The sequence below is a fragment of the Streptomyces sp. NBC_01546 genome (assembly GCF_045208355.1).
Taxonomy (GTDB): Bacteria; Actinomycetota; Actinomycetes; order Streptomycetales; family Streptomycetaceae; genus Streptomyces.
This window is the reverse complement of record NZ_CP109379.1, coordinates 3691137-3706667: the sequence shown is the minus strand read 5'-3', so window position 1 is coordinate 3706667 and position 15531 is coordinate 3691137. Positions and strand designations below refer to the sequence as shown.

Genomic DNA, 15531 nt, shown 5'->3' with positions numbered 1-15531 from the left:
TTGATGGGTCTCGGTCAAGCGGGGAATCGATTGCGGATCGATCACGGGCGCACGGAACGCGACGGTGGCAGGCTGGAAGGGGACCGCTCGCCGGGGGGCCGGGAGAGGAGCCGGAGCCGATGTGGCAGCCCGACGGCTGGGACGTACGCGTCCGCCTGGGTGTCCTCACCCCGCACGCCGACGTCGGACCCGAGTCGGAGCTGCGCGCCATGGCCCCGGCCGATGTGGGCCTGCACGCCGCCCGGGTGCCGTTCGGCGCCATGGCGGCCGGCGGTGCGATGGACCCCACCATTCCACTGGCCCCCGTACGGGCCTTCGCCGGGCCGCCGTACGTGGACGACGCTGTCGAGCTGCTGGCCGCGGCCCCGGTGGCGGTGATCGCCTTCGCCTTCACCAGCTCGGCGTACGTCATCGGCGCGCGCGGCGAGGAGGCGATGCTCGCCCGTCTGGGGGAGCGCGCCCACGGTCTGCCTGTGGTCGCCACCTGCGCGGCGACGGTGGAGGCGCTGCGCGTGCTGGGGGTCACCCGGCTCTGCCTCGTCGATCCGCCGTGGTTCGACGCGGACCTGACCGGGCTGGGCCGCGCCTACTACCGGGACGCCGGATTCGAGGTCCCGTACGCCGCCCCGTGCGGCCTGCCCAGCGGCCAGGCGCTCATCCGGCCGGACGCGCTCCATGACTGGGTGGCCCCGCGGGTGCCCGACGAGGCCGAGGCGGTCGTGGTCGGCGGCAACGGCTTCCGCGCGGTCGGCGCGATCGAAGCCCTGGAGACCACCCTCGACCGACCCGTCCTCACGGCCAACCAGGTCCTCCTCTGGTCCGCCCTGCGCGCGGCCGGCGCCCCGACGGCCGGCATCACCCGCTACGGCAGGCTGTTCGTGAACCCGTAGCCGGCGGCGGCCTTGCGTGATCGCCCCGCATCCGCTGAACTGACGTTTCGTCAGATCGTGCGTGTCGATCGCGAGAGGGGTGGGGGCCGCCGATGCAGACCATCTGGCTCAGTGGGGCCGAATGGCTCGCCGTGCTCCGGATAGGCCTCGGCCTGTGGTGGCTGGAGAGCTGGCGGCACAAGGACAAGAAGGGCTGGTTCGAACGCGGCACCGGCATCGCCTGGGCCGCCGACGTCGCGGGCAAGCACCGCTGGACCTTCGTCAAGGGCGGCTTCGAGCTGGTCGTGAAGCCGCGCCCCAAGGTGATGGCGTACCTCGTCGTCTACGCCGAACTCGCCCTCGGACTGGGCCTGGTGCTCGGCTTCCTGACCCCCATCGCCCTGGTGGGCGGGCTGCTGCTGAACCTGCTCTACCTGGTGCTGATGATCCACGACTGGGCCGAGCAGGGCCAGAACGCGATGATGGCACTCATCTCGCTGGTCGCCCTCCTGGCCATGTCCTGGCAGACCTGGTCCCTCGACGCGGCGATCGGACTCTTCCTGTGAGCGGCGTACGGTACGACCTCCCGGAGGCGGACGAGTTCACCCGCCCCTACTGGGACGCGGCGGCCGAGGGCCGGCTCCTGCTGCGCCGCTGCGCGGACTGCGGACGGGCGCACCACTACCCGCGGGAGTTCTGCCCGTTCTGCTGGGCCGGCGAGGACCGGGTGACGTGGGAGACGGCGAGCGGTCGCGCGACCCTCTACACCTGGTCGGTGATCCACCGCAACGACCTCCCGCCGTTCGGCACGCGCGTGCCGTACACGGCGGCGGTGGTCGACCTGGCGGAGGGCCCGCGGATGATGACGGAGATCGTCGCCTGCGCCCCACCGGACCTCCGCATCGGAATGCCCCTGACGGTCACCTTCCGCGAGGCGGCGGACGGCATCAGCGTGGCGGTCTTCGAGCCGAGGTCAGCGAGGTGATCCCGGAGCGGCGCCCCGCACGGCCTCCGGTCGAGCGGTGAGCGAGCTGGTCACGGTATCGGCCATGGCACGGGCCATGCGCTGGTAGAAGCGCCACAGGAAGGGGTCGACGGGGCTGGGTGCGCCGAAGTAGCCCTGTGGCGTCACGCTGCGGGCGTGTTCGCCGCCCTTCCGCCACTCGGCCAGGTCCGCCGGCCCGAGGCCTGTCGGCCGGAGGCGGGCCATGGCGTCGTAATCGACGAGCTCGGGGAACCAGCGCATCATCAGCGCGCTCTCGATCTCTTCGGCATGGACGCCGAGTTCACCGGTCAGTTCCAGGCCCTCGAACAGCGGCTGCATGGCGAACGTGGCCAGAGCGGGTGTCTTCGCCGCCTCGCCCAGGCGGTCGGCGATGAAGTCGGGCTCGATGAGGACGACTCCCGTGCTGCCCTCCTCGTGTCGGCGGGTCACGACGTCGAGGAGCATCCGGTTGTGGGCGATGTCGCCCTGGTGGTTGATCACGAAGATGTGCTGGAACCCGTCTGTGGCGAGGGATTCCATGATGTCGAAGTGCAGTGCGGCCGCGGTCTCGGGGCGTGTGCGGAACGTCCCGGCGAAGGCACCGGAAACCTGATTCACGCCCCAGAAAACAGGTGGGGCGATCAGCGTCGGTACCTGGTGCCGGTCGAGCTCGTCCTTCACCATCCGGCACAGCTGGTAGGCGCCGTACGCGTCTGTGCCCAGCGGCAGATGGGGGCCGTGCTGCTCGATGACACCGGTGGGCAGCAGGACGCATGCGCCGGCGGCCGCGGCCGCCTCCACCTGCGGGTATGTAAGGTCGGCCATCGTTTCTGCGAAGACGGAGTATCCGCTGTGCATGTACTTCCCCCGTAAGCGATGTCATGACCGGCCTGACCGCCGATCATGATCATTTTCAGCGGCACGCGCAGCCGCTCACGAGCGGCACCTGCGCCGGAAATCACGCCGGTGCCTTGTAGGGAGATCACAAACGGCCTCCGCGAGCCACCTCTCCGGACGCCCCGCCCTAGGGCCAGAGCAGTTCGCGGACCCAGTCACCGGCCGGGGTGCGCCGGTAACGCAGCCGGACGTGCCTGCGTGCGGCATCGCCCTGGAAGAACTCGACCTCGTCCGGGTCCAGCACGTACCGCGTCCAGGTCGGGGTCGGGGCGTCCGGCTCGGCCCCGGCCCGCTCCCAGGCGGCAGCCGACACCCGTACGAGCTCCTCCCGGGAGCCGAGCACCTCGCTCTGGCGGCCCGTGAGCGCGGCGGCGAGCGCCCCGCGCGAGCGGACCGCCAGGTCCGCCCGGCTCTCCTGCGGCCCGCAGGCCCCGACCCGGCCCCGGATGCGCACCTGGCGTCCCACGGCGGGCCAGTAGAACCCGAGCGCGGCCGCCGCCTGCCCGGCCAGCTGCACACCCTTGGCGCTGGTGGCGTGCGAGGCGAAGTGCCAGCCGCGCTCGTCGGCGTCGTGCAGCATCAACGTCCGCACGTCGGGCCGCCCCTCGCCGTCCACGGTCGCCAGACTCATGGTGTGCGGCTCCACCTGCCCCGCCTCGGCGGCGTGCACGAACCACTCCCGGAACAGCGCCAACGGCTCGTCGGGCGCCTCCCCGGCATCGAATCCGGGCAGCGGGGTGTCCCACACCCGCAGGGAGTGCAGGGCCTCGCGGAACTCGTCGCTGCTGATCTCACGGCTCATGCCGCCCATGGAACACCACGCGCCCGCCCGCCGAAATGCGCATGAGCCGCACCACCACCCCGGGCCGAGGAGTAGCGTCGTTTTCACACCTGGTGAGGGCCTTGTCCTTGCCCCGGACCGATTGGCTACCGCGTCTATGACGACTCACCCTGCCTCCCCCACGGCCCCACTCGCCCCACCGCCCATGCGCACGCTCGGAGAGGTCCGCGCTGCCCTCGCGGCCGGTCTCGGGTTCCCCGGCGATCTGGCGGGCATGGAGGCCGAGCTCGCCGCGACTCTGGAGCGCGTCGACTACACCGACCTGAGCGAAGTGTCCGAGATCATCGCTGCCTACCGGGGTCACGTACTGACGCGCTGCGACCCGGGGTTCGAGGATGCCGTCGCCGAAGGGATCGCGCTGGTGCAGTCCCTGAAGGAGGAACAGGCCCGTTGAGCAATCAGGGGGAGCCGGTCGTCGTGGAAGTCACCCGCGCTGCCGCCAAGAGTGTCGCCGAGCTGGGGGCTGACGTCTCGACTGCGGTCGAGGAGTTGCAGACGGAGCTTTCGATGACACCGCGCCTGGGACGCCTGGTACAGGTCAGGCCGGGCGGCGTCCAGGTCTGGACGACTCGGATCGAGCAGCGCGGCCCGATGCCCGCGCTGTCCGTGACGTACGTGTTCGTGCCCGAGCCGCGGCCGTCGGCCGCCGCCATCGTCTCGGTCGTTCCGGACGACACCGGCGCCGACGACTGACGTCCGCCGCATGGCGAAGGCCCCTGCCGATCGAAGCGGCGGGGGCCTTCTGCCGGTCAGGGTATTCGAGCTCGCGTGGTGAGCGGCCCCGCCCGCCCCTCAGCCCCGTCCCAGGATCACCGTGCCCGACGAGCAGAACCAGCCGCCCGTGCCCGAGGCCAGGGCCACTTGTGGCAGGCGGCCGCCGGGTTTGGTGACCTGGCCCGCGCCCGCCTCCCCGCGTAGCTGGCGGATCGCTTCGACCAGGAGGAACAGGCCCCGCATGCCCGGGTGGCAGGCCGAGAGGCCGCCTCCGTCCGTGTTGACCGGCAGCTCGCCGTCCCTCAGCAGCCGGCCCTTCTCCACGAAGGCGCCGCCCTCGCCCTTCGCGCAGAAGCCGAGGTCCTCCAGGGTCACCAGGGTCATGTACGTGAAGGCGTCGTAGATCTCGGCCAGGTCCACGTCCGCCGGGGTCAGGCCCGCCCGCTCGAAGGCGAGGCGGCCCGAGACCGCCGCCGGGGACACCGTGAAGTCCTCCCACTCCGACATGGTGGTGTGCGACACCGAGGTGCCCGTGCCCAGGATCCAGACGGGGGCCTTCGCCGTGTCCGGCACGTAGTCCTCCGCCGCCAGCAGCACCGCGCAGCCGCCGTCCGAGCGGATGCAGCAGTGCAGCTTCGTGAAGGGGTCCGCGATCATCTCGCCCGACAGGACGTCGTCCACCGTGATCGGGTCGCGGAACATCGCGTCCGGGTTCGTCGCCGCGTTCGCCCGCGCCTGCACGGCCACCGCGGCGAGCTGCTCCAGGGTCGTCCCGTACTCGTGCATGTGGCGGCGGGCGGCCATCGCGTACTTGGAGATCAGCGTGTGCCCGTACGGGACCTCGAACTGCAGCGGCCCCCGCGCCCCGAAGGACAGGTTCGAGGTGCGCCGCCGGGCCTTGATGTCCGCGCGGGCCGTGGATCCGTAGACCAGCAACACGGCGTTGGCGTGCCCGGCCGCGATCGCGTCCGCCGCGTGGGCCGCCATGACCTCCCAGGTCGAGCCGCCCACCGAGGTGGAGTCGACCCAGGTGGGGCGCAGGCCCAGGTACTCGGCCACCTCGACCGGCGCGAGCGTGCCGAGGCCGGCCGAGGCGAAGCCGTCGATGACGGAGCGGTCGAGGCCCGAGTCGGCCAGGGCGCGCCGGGCGGCTTGCGCGTGCAGCGCGTACGGGGTGGGGCCGTCGACCCGGCCGCAGTCGGAGAGCGCGACGCCGACCACCGCGACCCTGCGGCGGGGGTGTGAGGAGACGGGTCCGGGTGTGAGTCCAGGCATGGAAGGACGGTACAACTGACGCTGCGTCAGTTTCTAGCCCCACGCGCCCGCCCCCTGTGCATCTGCCGCCGCCCGCCCTAACATGACGCCCCGTCAGATATCCTCCCGGCCACCGCTGGGAGGTGCCCCCAGGAGGAGCCATACGATGGATGCCGCCTTCACCGCGGAGCAGGACGAGATTCGCCGTACCCTGCGCGAGATCCTGGGCAAACGCTGCGGTCCCGACGAGGTCAAGGCCGCCGTCCGTACCGCCGCCGGATACGACCGCGAGCTGTGGCAGCAGCTCTCCCAGCGGATCGGGCTGCCCGGCCTCGCCGTCGCCGAGGAGTACGGCGGCGTCGGCTGCACCTCCGCCGACCTGGCGCTGGCCTGCGAGGAGACCGGGCGGGCGCTGCTGCCCTCGCCGCTGCTCGCCACCGCCGCGCTGTGCGTGCCGCTGATCACCGCCCTCGGCACCGCCGCCCAGCGCTCCGCGCTGCTCCCGCCGCTGGCCGCCGGCGGGCTGACGGCCGCCCTCGCCGTCCCCGGCCCGGCGCTGGCCACCGCCCTCGCGCTGACCGGCGACAACGCCGCCGGCCCGTGGTCCGGCGGCGGCCGCGCGGGCGGGGTCCAGGCCCGCGCCGGAGCGGAGGGCGGCTGGCGGCTGTACGGGGAGGCCGCCCAGGTGCTCGACGGGCACAGCGCCTCGCTGCTGCTGGTCGCCGCGCACACCGGCGGCTTCGCCCGCAGCCGTACGCTCCTCTTCCTCGTGAGGGAGGACGCGCCCGGCCTCGTACGGTCACGGCAGACCACCCTGGACGAGACGCGGCCCCAGGCCCGGATCCAACTAAGGGACGTGCCCGCGGAGTTGCTGGGCGGTGACGAGGCCGGCGAAAAGCCTGGCGTACTCGAAGCCCTCGCCGCCACCGGCCGCACCGCATCCGCCGTGCTCGCCGCCGAGGCGGTCGGCGCGGCCGGGCAGGCGCTCGCCCGCACCGTGGAGTACGTGTGCGGGCGCGAGCAGTTCGGCCGGGCGATCGGCTCCTTCCAGGCGGTCAAGCACCGCCTCGCCGACCTGTACGTACAGGTGGAGGCGGCCCGCTCGGCGGCCTACTACGCCGCCTGGGACCCGCGGCAGGGCGCCCTCGCCCTCGCCCAGGCCCTGGAGGCCCTGCGGATGACCGCGGGCGAGGCGATCCAGCTGCACGGCGGCATCGGCTTCACCTGGGAGCACGACGCGCACCTCTACTTCAAGCGGGCGGCGGCCGACGAGCTGCTGTTCGGCCCGGTCCACCGGCTGCGGGCGTACGCCGCGGACCGCGCGGGCCTGTTCACCCCGTCCGCCACACCCGAGAAGGTGGCCGTCTGATGGCTCGCGTGGCCCCCGGCGTCAAGCTGATGCAGAAGGTCTCCTCGACCATGCTGTTCGCCAAGATCGCACCGCACTTCATCCCCGCCATGGACAGGGCGGTGCACAAACTGACCCGCGGCAAGGTCATGCTCAGCGCCCAGATGCTGCCGGGCGTGATCCTCACCGCCAAGGGCGCCAAGACCGGCGAACCGCGCACCACCCCGCTCGCCTGCATGCCGGAGGACGGCGGGGCGAGCTGGCTGCTGATCGGTTCCAACTTCGGCCGGCCCGGGCACCCGGCATGGACCGGGAACCTGCTCAAGCACCCGGACGCGTCCGTGAGTTGGAAAGGCAAGGACATCGCCGTGCGGGCCCGGCTGCTGGCGGGGGAGGAGCGTGCGGCGGCGTGGCAGGCGGTGCTGAGGTTCTGGCCGCCGTACGCGGCGTACCAGGCGCGCATCGAGCGCGAGATCCGGCTGTTCCGCCTGGAGCGTCGCTGATCACAGGCGTGTGGAAGCGGTTTCGGTAGCTGTAGCTGTAGCTGTAGCTGTAGCTGTAGCTGTAGCTGTAGCTGTAGCTGTAGCGGTGGCGGTGCCGGGCGGCGGACCCTCTCCAGGGCCCGCCGTCACTTGGTCGGCTTCTTGCCCGTGATGCCGAGGTGGACGAGCAGCGCCAGATTCGGCTTCAGCTCGGCCTGCTTGACGCCCCAGGTCTGGAACCCCTTCTGGTGCGAGGCGACCGCGGCCAGCATCGCGACCAGCGAACCGGCCATCGCCGCGGGGCTGACGTCCTTGTCGACCTTGCCCTTGGCCTGGAGATCCTTCATCGACTCCGTGAGGGAGTTGGTGACCGAGTTCAGGATCTTCATGCGGATCTTGTAGAACCGCTTGTCGCCCTCGGCCGCGCCGAGGTCGACGACCCGCAGGATCGCGTCGTTGCGCCGCCAGAAGTCCAGGAAGCCTTCGACGAGTTCCTCGGCGGCGGTCCAGCCGGACTTGCCGACCCAGGTGCGGCCCTCGACGAGCTGCGTCAACTGCGCGCCCTCGGTGGCCATTTCCTCGGCGATCTCCAGGACGGCGCCTTCGACGTCCGGGAAGTACTGGTAGAAGGTCGCGGGGGAGGTGCCGGCCTTGCGCGCGACGTCGATCACCTTGACGTCGCGGTACGGCGAGGAGCTGAGCATCTCGCTGAGGCAGTCGAGCAGCTTCTGCCGCGTCGCCTGGCCGCGCCGGCCGGCGACACGCCCGTCGACGGTGCGTACTTGTCCTGTCATGCCGTCAGCTTACCGAGGGGTGATCGGCGCGCTATTCGGCCGCCTGCAAATGGGGTTACGGGGTCCCTGGCCTGGGCGGAAGCGGGTCCTGCTCCGCGGCGGGAGCGGAATCCGGCCGAATCCCGGCCCCGGAACCACCGGGATGTGCCGTCCGGGCGTGCCGCCCGCTTCCTCAGTGTTTCCCCCGAATAGTCTTATCAACAGGCTGTGGACAAGTTTTCGGGCGGACCATGGCTGGGAGAGGTGGGAGACGTGGGCGAGGTGGGACGGTACACATCCCCGCACAACGGAAGGAACCGGGCTCATGGCCGCATTCGCGGAAGGCGCACCCTGCTGGGTGGACGCCTCGCTTCCGGACGTCGAGGCGGGCAAGCGCTTCTACGGTGAGCTCTTCGGGTGGACCTTCGCGGACAGTGCGGGCGCCGAGTACGGCCACTACACCCAGGCCTACAGCCGCGGCCGCAACGTCGCCGCCCTCGCCCCCAAGCCCGACGGCCGGATGCCCACCGTATGGGGGATCTACCTCTACACCACCGACGCCTACGCCTGCGCCCAGCGCATCCGCGCCGCCGGCGGCCAGATGGTCATGGACCCGATGCCGGTCGGCCCGTACGGGACCGCCGCGATGGCCGCCGACCCCGGCGGAGCCGTCTTCGGCCTCTGGCAGCCCGGCACCCACCACGGCTTCGAGGCCCAGATGGAGCCTTACACGTACTGCTGGACCGAGGTCTACACCCGGGCCCGCGACGCCGTGGACGTCTTCTACGCCAAGGTCTTCGGCTACGTCCCGCAGGACCAGGACGACGCGGGCGTCGAGTACCGCGTCTGGTCCCCGCCGGGCAGCGCGCCCGGCACCGACACCGCCGTCATGGGCCGCAGTCTGATCACCGACGCCTTCCCGGAGATCATGCCCGCGCACTTCCTCGCCTACTTCGCCGTGCCGGACTGCGACCAGTCCGTCGCCATGGTGCAGCGGCTCGGCGGCCGGGTCACCGCGGATCCCTTCGACACCCCGTACGGAAGGATCGCGGTCGTCGCCGACAATCAGGGGGCGGTCTTCGGGCTGCTGTCGGAGCCCCGGACCAAGCCGGAGGCCTGAGGATCCACGACGGATCCAAGACCCCGCCGCGGCCCTCCGCCGTGCCGGGGCCGGACCGGGCGCGGGCCTGACAGAATCGGGGTTGCACGACCCGGGCCGCGCCCGGGGGTGAGACGCTGCACGGGACGGCACGGGGCAGGACCAGGGCCCCGTACCCGCGCGCGTGCAGCCGGCGTGCTGTTCGTAGGAGCGGGCCCGGCGAGGGCCCGTACGGGGAGGTGTGGAGGCGAGTGGTGGAGCAGCTGACGCAGCACGACCCGAGACGGATCGGCCCCTTCGAGGTGCTGGGACGGCTCGGCGCCGGCGGCATGGGGCTGGTCTATCTCGCGCGGTCCGCGTCCGGACGGCGGGTCGCGATCAAGACGGTGCGCACCGAGCTCGCCGAGGACCAGCTGTTCCGGGTCCGCTTCACCCGCGAGGTGGAGGCGGCGCGTGCCGTGTCCGGCTTCTACACCGCGGCCGTGGTCGACGCGGATCCGCGCGCCGCCGTGCCGTGGCTGGCCACCGCCTACGTGCCGGCGCCCTCCCTGGAGGAGATCGTCAACGAGTGCGGGCCCATGCCCGCCCAGGCCGTACGGTGGCTCGCGGCCGGCATCGCCGAGGCGCTGCAGTCCATCCACGGCGCCGGCCTGGTCCACCGCGACCTGAAGCCCTCCAACGTCCTCGTCGTCGAGGACGGACCGCGGGTGATCGACTTCGGCATCGCGAGCGGGGTCTCCAACACCCGCCTGACCATGACGAACGTCGCCGTCGGCACCCCCGCCTACATGTCGCCCGAGCAGGCCAAGGACTCGCGCAGCGTCAAGGGCGCCAGCGACGTCTTCTCGCTCGGCTCCACGCTCGTCTTCGCCGCGACCGGCCATCCGCCGTACCACGGGGCCAACCCCGTGGAGACGGTCTTCATGCTGCTGCGCGAGGGTCCCAACCTGGAGGGCCTGCCCGCCGAGCTGCGGCCGCTCATCGAGTCCTGCATGCAGATGGACGCCACCTTGCGGCCGACCCCGGCCGACCTCCAGGCGCAGCTCGCCCCGCACCTCTTCGAGGGCGACGACGAGAGCGGGACCGCCTCGGCGTGGCTGCCCGGGCGGGCCGTCGCGATGATCGAGGCCCGGCGGGCGGGCAACCGTACGCCTCCCGCCGCCGTGCCGGTGCCCGCGCCCGGCCCCGGCCGGGACGGCGGAGCCGGATCCAGGGGCCGATCTCCGGCCCCGCCACGCACCGCCGCCAGCGCGGCGCCGAGTCGTGGGTGGACCCGCGCACCGGACAGGCCGTTCCGCAGCGCCCGCACCACCCGCCGATGTCCCCGGCGCCCTCGGGCGAGCCCGTCCTGCTGGCCGGCTCCCCGGTGCCGATCGGGCCCGGCCCGCGCGCGAGCGCCTCGGCGCCCGCCGCGCACGCCGCCGCCGACTCGGCGACCGGCTGGATCCGCCCGCCGGGCGGCTCGGCGGCCGCCCCCGCGTCCGTGGCGTCCGTACCGGCCCCCGGCCCGGCCCCGGACAGCGGCCGCTGGCGACCGTGGCGCTTCCGCATGTCCAACGAGGTCTGGGGCACCCCCACCGTCGCCGGTGACCTGCTCTACGTCACCTCCTTCGAGGTGCACGCCCTGGACGTGGCCAGTGGCCGCCGCCAGTTCAAGACCCGCGACGTCGCCTGGTCCATGGCCGTCGCGGACGGCCGCATCCACGCCTCCGACGGCCCCTCCCTCTTCGCGCTCGACGCCTCCGACGGCTCCGAGCGGTGGCGGGTGTCCGCCGACGCCTGGGTGTATGCCCTGCGCGCGGACCGCGGCACGGTCGTCACCGCCACCCGCGGGGGCGGCGTACAGGGCTGGGAGGCGTCCAACGGCCAGAAGCTGTGGGAGCTGACCGGCGCGCAGACCGACTTCGAGACCCCGGAGGCGGCCCCCGTCCTCCACGACGGCACGGTGTACGTGTGGCAGGACGCCCGGCTGCGCGCGCTCGACGCCCGCAGCGGCCGAGAGTCCTGGTCCTACCCGGTCGGCGACGCGGGCTCCTGCGGGAACGTCCCCGTACGGGTCACCCCGGCCCCCGACGGCAACGTCTACGTCGCGGCCGGCACCCGCGTGCTGTCCGTGGACCGGGCCTCGGGCCGGGTCCGCTGGCACTTCGAGGCCCCTGCGGTCTTCCTGGCGCCCCCGGCCTTCGCGCCGGGCGCCGCGGTCACCGGCGGCGGGGTCTACCTCGCCGACTACCTGGGCACCGTCTACGCCCTGGACGCGGCCACCGGCCAGGACCGCTGGCGGATCGCGACCGAGGGGCGCACGTCCGCGGACCCGGTGCTGGTCGCGAACGGCAACGTCCACCTGGGCGCGGGCAGCGCGCTGTACACGCTCGACGCGGTCACCGGCACCCCGAAGTGGCGGTTCGCGGCGGGCGGCGAGATCACCGGCCTCCCGGCGGTCGCCGACGGCCGGGTGCACTTCGGCTCGGCCGACCACTGCCTGTACACGCTGGACGCGGCCGGCGGCCAGCTGCGCTGGAAGCTGGCTACAGGCGGCGAGATCACCGGCGCCCCGGTGGCGGAGGCGGGCGTGGTCTACGCGTGCAGCAAGGACCGCTGCGTATACGCCCTGGACGCGGCGAAGGGCACCGGCACCCGTACGAGTGGCTGAGGCGACTCGGCCCCCTCCCGCTAGCGGAACGCACCGGGAGTGACAGGATGGACCCCATGAGCAACGTCTACTTCGACATCAACATCAACGACAAGCCCGCGGGCCGCATCGTCTTCGAGCTGTTCGACAAGGTCGTCCCGAACACCGCGAAGAACTTCCGCGAGCTGGCCACCGGCCAGAACGGCTACGGCTACGCGGGCTCCGGCTTCCACCGCATCATCCCGCAGTTCATGCTGCAGGGCGGTGACTTCACCAACCACAACGGCACCGGTGGCAAGAGCATCTACGGCGAGAAGTTCGCCGACGAGAACTTCGAGCTGAAGCACGACCGCCCGTACCTGCTGTCGATGGCGAACGCCGGCCGCAACACCAACGGCTCGCAGTTCTTCATCACCACCGTCGTCACCTCCTGGCTCGACGGCAAGCACGTCGTCTTCGGCGAGGTCGTCGAGGGCAAGGAGCTGGTCGACCAGATCGAGGGCCTGGGCTCCCAGTCCGGCGCCCCCAAGGCCAAGGTCGAGATCGCGGCCTCGGGCGTCGTCGACGCCGCCTGATCACCACCCCGCCTGTACGGCCGGTCGGCCCCGCCCCCTCCCGGGGGCCGGGGCCGCCGCCGTTTCAGGCCTGTGCCGAACCGGTGCCTGGTAGCGTGACCCGCCGTCTGTCCAACGGGGAGGGGTCGGGTCATGGTGGCTGGGCGTCACATCAGATTGACCGCGGTGCTGGTGACCGTGGTGTTCGCACTGACCGGGTTCTCGTCCAGTGGCGGGAGCAGCGGGAGCAGCAGCGGAAAGAGCAAGAGCAAGAGCAGCAGCGGAGGCGGCTGCTCCAGCTCCAAGAGCAAGAACAAGAAGAAGAGCCACAGCAGCGGCAACAGCGGCAGCAGCGCCACTCCGTCGCCGAGCAAGACCTCCCCGCCCGCGCACGCCGTCGTCGTCACCTGCGCGGGCCCCGGCAAGAAGGAGGCCGTCCTCAAGGTCACCTCCGACGTGTCGGCGGAGCGCACCGTGGACGTGCCGCTGACCTTCCAGGGTGCGAACGGCGCCGTCGACCGCAACTCCGTCCGGATCACCCTCAAGGGCAAGGAGACGCGGACCGTCACGGTGTCGATGGTGCAGGTCGACAAGGCCGCCGAGGTGCAGAACTGCGTGGTCGGCCGGATCGACTAGGAGCCGGGACGGGCGTCAGCGGATCCTGGGCTCCGGCTGCTCTCGGCGGCCGGCGAACAGCTCCGCCTGCCGCTCCGGGGCCAGGTTGCCGAGCGCGATCAGCGCCGGTGCCTGGGCCAGCGCCTGCTGGAGCGCGGCCTGCTTCGCGGACCACAGGGCCCGTACGGTGCCCTGCACGGCCTCCGTCGGGAAGCCGGCCAGGGTCCCGGCCGCGCGCAGGGCCGCCTCGAGCAGCTCCCCGGGCCCGGCCAGCTCGGACACCAGGCCGATCTCGTACGCCCGCCGCGCGGAGAGCCGTTCCGCCGTGCCCATCAGCGACATCCGGGCGGCCTCCCCGAACGGCATCCGCTGCGCCATGTAGACGGCCTCGTAGGCGCTGACCATCCCGTAGGCGGTGTGCGGGTCGAAGTAGGTGGCGGTCGACGAGGAGACGATGAACTCGGCCTCGCCCAGCAGGTAGAAGGCCCCGCCGCACGCCATGCCGTTGACGGCGGCGATCACCGGCTTCCACAGGTCGTTCGCCTTCGGGCCGATGGAGACCAGCGGATCGTCGGCCGAGTACGGGGAGCCCGGCTGCGGCACCTCCACCCCCCGGTCGATGCCCGTGCAGAAGGCGGCCGTCCCGGCGCCCGTCAGCACCACCGCCCGCACCTCGTCCTCGAACCGGAAGTCCCGCCACACGGCGGCCAGTTCGGCCGCCGTCTCCAGGTCGATGGCGTTGTGCCTGCGCTCCCGGTCCAGGGTGACGACCGCGACCCCGGTCGCCTTGTCCCGCTCCACCCGCAGCGTCATGACTTCTCCAGTACCCAGCGCGGCACCGCGACCCCGCCCGTCTCGGTGAACACCACCTGCACCCGCGCCCCGATGCGCAGCCGGGCCGGGTCCATCGAGTTCAGCGGGGCGTCGGCCGAGGTCACCAGGTTTCCGGCGAGCCGGATGTGCGGGGCGTCGGCGAGCTCCACGAGGATCACGTTGTATGGGGCCTGCGCGGCGTACGCGGGCAGCAGCGGCGGATGCGGCTGGACGTAGGACCAGATGCGGCCGCGGCCGCTCATCAGGCGCCACTCGGAGTCGAAGGAGTGGCAGTGCGGGCAGCAGGGGCGCGGCGGGAAGCGGAGTCTGCCGCACGCCGTGCAGGCCTGGACGCGGAGTTCGCCCCGGGCGGCGTACTCCCAGAAGGGGGCGCCGTCCTCGTCGGGGACCGGGAGCAGGAGCGATTCTTCAGTGGCGGCGGTCATGATCAGCTCCTCAGCAGGATCGCGGACGTCGGGACACCCTCGCCCGCCGTCACCAGGCAGGTGGCTGCGTCCGGCACCTGGGCGGTGGAGATGCCGCGCAGCTGCTTGACGCCCTCGTTGATCAGGTTGAAGCCGTGCACGTAGGCCTCGCTGAGTCCGCCGCCCCCGGTGTTGATCGGGAGCCGGCCGCCCATCTCCAGCGCCCCGCCCTCGGTGAAGGCGGCGCCCTCGCCGCGCCCGCAGAAGCCGTAGCCCTCCAGGGAGAGCGGGATCAGCGGGGTGAAGGCGTCGTAGATCTGGGCGACGTCCACGTCCTGCGGCCCGAAGTCGGCCTGCTTCCACAGGTGCCGGGCGGCCGTCCAGGCCGGTCCCGACAGGGGGTCGTCGTTCCAGTAGTTGACCATGCCGTGGTGCTGGGCGGGCAGGCCCTGGGCGACGGAGTGCACGTAGACGGGCTTCTGGCGGCAGTCCCGGGCCCGCTCGGCGGAGACGATCACGCAGGCCAGCGCCCCGTCCGTCTCCAGGCAGTTGTCGAAGAGGCAGAGGGGGTCGCTGATCATGCGGGAGGTCATGTACATCTCGCGGGTCAGCGGGCGCTCGTACATCATCGCGGCCGGGTTCTCGTTGGCCCGGTTGCGGCAGGCCATCGCCACGTTGAAGAGGTGGTCGCGGGTTGCGCCGTACTCGTGCATGTAGCGGCGGGCCAGCATGCCGATCTCGTCGGCCGGGCGCAGCAGGCCGAAGGGGCGGGTCCACTGGCCGGGGGTGGGCAGCTGGACGGCGGTGTTCTTCCAGGGGCGGGGGCCGGAGCCGCGTTTGCGCGAGCGCCAGGCGACGCCGACGGTGGCCTGGCCGGTGGCGACGGCGGAGGCCAGGTGGCCGACGGTGGCGCAGGAACCGCCGCCGCCGTAGCCGATCTTGGAGAAGAAGGTGACGTCGCCGGCGCCGATGGCCTTGGCGACCTCGACCTCGTCGGTCTCCTCCATGGTGTAGGAGGAGAAGGCGTCGACCTCGGAAGGTTCTATGCCGGCGTCGGCGAGGGCTGCCAGAATGGCCCGACAGGCCAACTCCTTCTCGGACTGCGGCAGTTGCTTGGCAAAGGCGGTCTGGCCGATGCCGACTATCGCCGTCGCGTCCTTGAGCGTTGCCGCCATCGCCACCTCCGGGGGTGCACCAGTACTGACAGCCGCGAAGGCTACAGCTAATCTG

The 15531-nt window shown here is 72.2% G+C and carries 17 protein-coding genes and 1 pseudogene; 11 read left to right on the top strand and 7 right to left on the bottom strand.

Annotation, left to right across the window (positions count from 1 at the left end):
* Window positions 1–119 precede the first annotated feature (119 nt).
* The 3 genes from OHA89_RS16795 to OHA89_RS16785 all read left to right on the top strand — a co-directional run bounded on the left by OHA89_RS16795 (window position 120) and on the right by OHA89_RS16785 (window position 1854).
* A complete protein-coding gene (locus OHA89_RS16795) occupies window positions 120–890 on the top strand; it encodes a maleate cis-trans isomerase (protein ID WP_406366518.1) in 771 nt (256 codons plus the stop codon).
* Window positions 891–982: 92 nt separating this feature from the next.
* Window positions 983–1435, top strand: a complete 453-nt coding sequence (locus OHA89_RS16790) for a DoxX family membrane protein (RefSeq protein WP_215139481.1) — start codon at window positions 983–985, stop codon at window positions 1433–1435.
* The gene (locus tag OHA89_RS16785; protein WP_257554914.1) at window positions 1432–1854 is read left to right on the top strand and encodes a Zn-ribbon domain-containing OB-fold protein; all 423 of its coding nucleotides are present in this window, start codon (window positions 1432–1434) and stop codon (window positions 1852–1854) included. The genes OHA89_RS16790 and OHA89_RS16785 overlap by 4 nt, the downstream gene beginning before the upstream one ends.
* On the opposite strand, the gene OHA89_RS16780 is transcribed toward OHA89_RS16785, so the two are convergent.
* Together OHA89_RS16780 and OHA89_RS16775 are read right to left on the bottom strand one after the other, a co-directional pair.
* Entirely contained in the window at window positions 1843–2679 is an 837-nt protein-coding gene (locus OHA89_RS16780; protein WP_257554913.1) for a creatininase family protein, read from the bottom strand. The genes OHA89_RS16785 and OHA89_RS16780 overlap by 12 nt on opposite strands.
* Window positions 2680–2878: 199 nt before the next feature.
* Window positions 2879–3553 carry a pyridoxal 5'-phosphate synthase gene (locus OHA89_RS16775; RefSeq protein ID WP_266608371.1) on the bottom strand — a complete coding sequence of 225 codons (675 nt, stop codon included), beginning with the start codon at window positions 3551–3553 and terminating at the stop codon, window positions 2879–2881.
* 184 nt (window positions 3554–3737) lie between these two features.
* Here OHA89_RS16775 and OHA89_RS16770 point away from each other — a divergent pair, with 184 nt between their 5' ends.
* Window positions 3738–3986 carry a hypothetical protein gene (locus tag OHA89_RS16770; RefSeq protein ID WP_266608369.1) on the top strand — a complete coding sequence of 83 codons (249 nt, stop codon included), beginning with the start codon at window positions 3738–3740 and terminating at the stop codon, window positions 3984–3986.
* Window positions 3983–4285 (top strand): hypothetical protein, encoded by a 303-nt coding sequence (locus OHA89_RS16765; protein ID WP_266608367.1) that lies wholly within the window; start codon window positions 3983–3985, stop codon window positions 4283–4285. The genes OHA89_RS16770 and OHA89_RS16765 overlap by 4 nt, the downstream gene beginning before the upstream one ends.
* A 99-nt stretch (window positions 4286–4384) precedes the next feature.
* On the opposite strand, the gene OHA89_RS16760 is transcribed toward OHA89_RS16765, so the two are convergent.
* Complete coding sequence (locus OHA89_RS16760; protein ID WP_406366515.1) at window positions 4385–5581, bottom strand: thiolase C-terminal domain-containing protein; 1197 nt, start codon at window positions 5579–5581, stop codon at window positions 4385–4387.
* Between the two features lie 145 nt (window positions 5582–5726).
* Here OHA89_RS16760 and OHA89_RS16755 point away from each other — a divergent pair, with 145 nt between their 5' ends.
* Entirely contained in the window at window positions 5727–6929 is a 1203-nt protein-coding gene (locus OHA89_RS16755) for an acyl-CoA dehydrogenase family protein (protein ID WP_406366514.1), read from the top strand.
* The gene (locus OHA89_RS16750; protein ID WP_266608361.1) at window positions 6929–7411 is read left to right on the top strand and encodes a nitroreductase family deazaflavin-dependent oxidoreductase; all 483 of its coding nucleotides are present in this window, start codon (window positions 6929–6931) and stop codon (window positions 7409–7411) included. The genes OHA89_RS16755 and OHA89_RS16750 overlap by 1 nt, the downstream gene beginning before the upstream one ends.
* Before the next feature lie 125 nt (window positions 7412–7536).
* Here OHA89_RS16750 and OHA89_RS16745 read toward each other — a convergent pair whose 3' ends face one another.
* The gene (locus tag OHA89_RS16745) at window positions 7537–8184 is read right to left on the bottom strand and encodes a TetR family transcriptional regulator (protein ID WP_266608359.1); all 648 of its coding nucleotides are present in this window, start codon (window positions 8182–8184) and stop codon (window positions 7537–7539) included.
* Window positions 8185–8488: 304 nt separating this feature from the next.
* Here OHA89_RS16745 and OHA89_RS16740 point away from each other — a divergent pair, with 304 nt between their 5' ends.
* The 4 genes and pseudogenes from OHA89_RS16740 to OHA89_RS16725 all read left to right on the top strand — a co-directional run bounded on the left by OHA89_RS16740 (window position 8489) and on the right by OHA89_RS16725 (window position 13084).
* Window positions 8489–9283 carry a VOC family protein gene (locus OHA89_RS16740; RefSeq protein WP_257554904.1) on the top strand — a complete coding sequence of 265 codons (795 nt, stop codon included), beginning with the start codon at window positions 8489–8491 and terminating at the stop codon, window positions 9281–9283.
* Between the two features lie 230 nt (window positions 9284–9513).
* Window positions 9514–11915, top strand: a pseudogene (locus OHA89_RS16735) (serine/threonine-protein kinase).
* Between the two features lie 56 nt (window positions 11916–11971).
* Window positions 11972–12469 (top strand): peptidylprolyl isomerase, encoded by a 498-nt coding sequence (locus OHA89_RS16730; protein ID WP_215143169.1) that lies wholly within the window; start codon window positions 11972–11974, stop codon window positions 12467–12469.
* A gap of 132 nt (window positions 12470–12601) precedes the next feature.
* On the top strand, window positions 12602–13084 hold the full coding sequence (locus OHA89_RS16725; RefSeq protein WP_266608354.1) for a hypothetical protein: 483 nt from the start codon (window positions 12602–12604) through the stop codon (window positions 13082–13084).
* A gap of 15 nt (window positions 13085–13099) precedes the next feature.
* Here the strand turns inward: OHA89_RS16725 and OHA89_RS16720 are convergent, their stop codons facing one another.
* The 3 genes from OHA89_RS16720 to OHA89_RS16710 are packed head-to-tail and all read right to left on the bottom strand — an operon-like array spanning window position 13100 to window position 15476.
* Window positions 13100–13876, bottom strand: coding sequence for an enoyl-CoA hydratase/isomerase family protein (locus OHA89_RS16720; protein ID WP_257554898.1), 777 nt, complete (start codon window positions 13874–13876; stop codon window positions 13100–13102).
* On the bottom strand, window positions 13873–14322 hold the full coding sequence (locus OHA89_RS16715) for a Zn-ribbon domain-containing OB-fold protein (protein ID WP_257554897.1): 450 nt from the start codon (window positions 14320–14322) through the stop codon (window positions 13873–13875). The genes OHA89_RS16720 and OHA89_RS16715 overlap by 4 nt, the downstream gene beginning before the upstream one ends.
* Window positions 14323–14324: 2 nt before the next feature.
* Window positions 14325–15476, bottom strand: a complete 1152-nt coding sequence (locus tag OHA89_RS16710) for a lipid-transfer protein (protein WP_257554895.1) — start codon at window positions 15474–15476, stop codon at window positions 14325–14327.
* Between the last annotated feature and the right edge of the window lie 55 nt (window positions 15477–15531).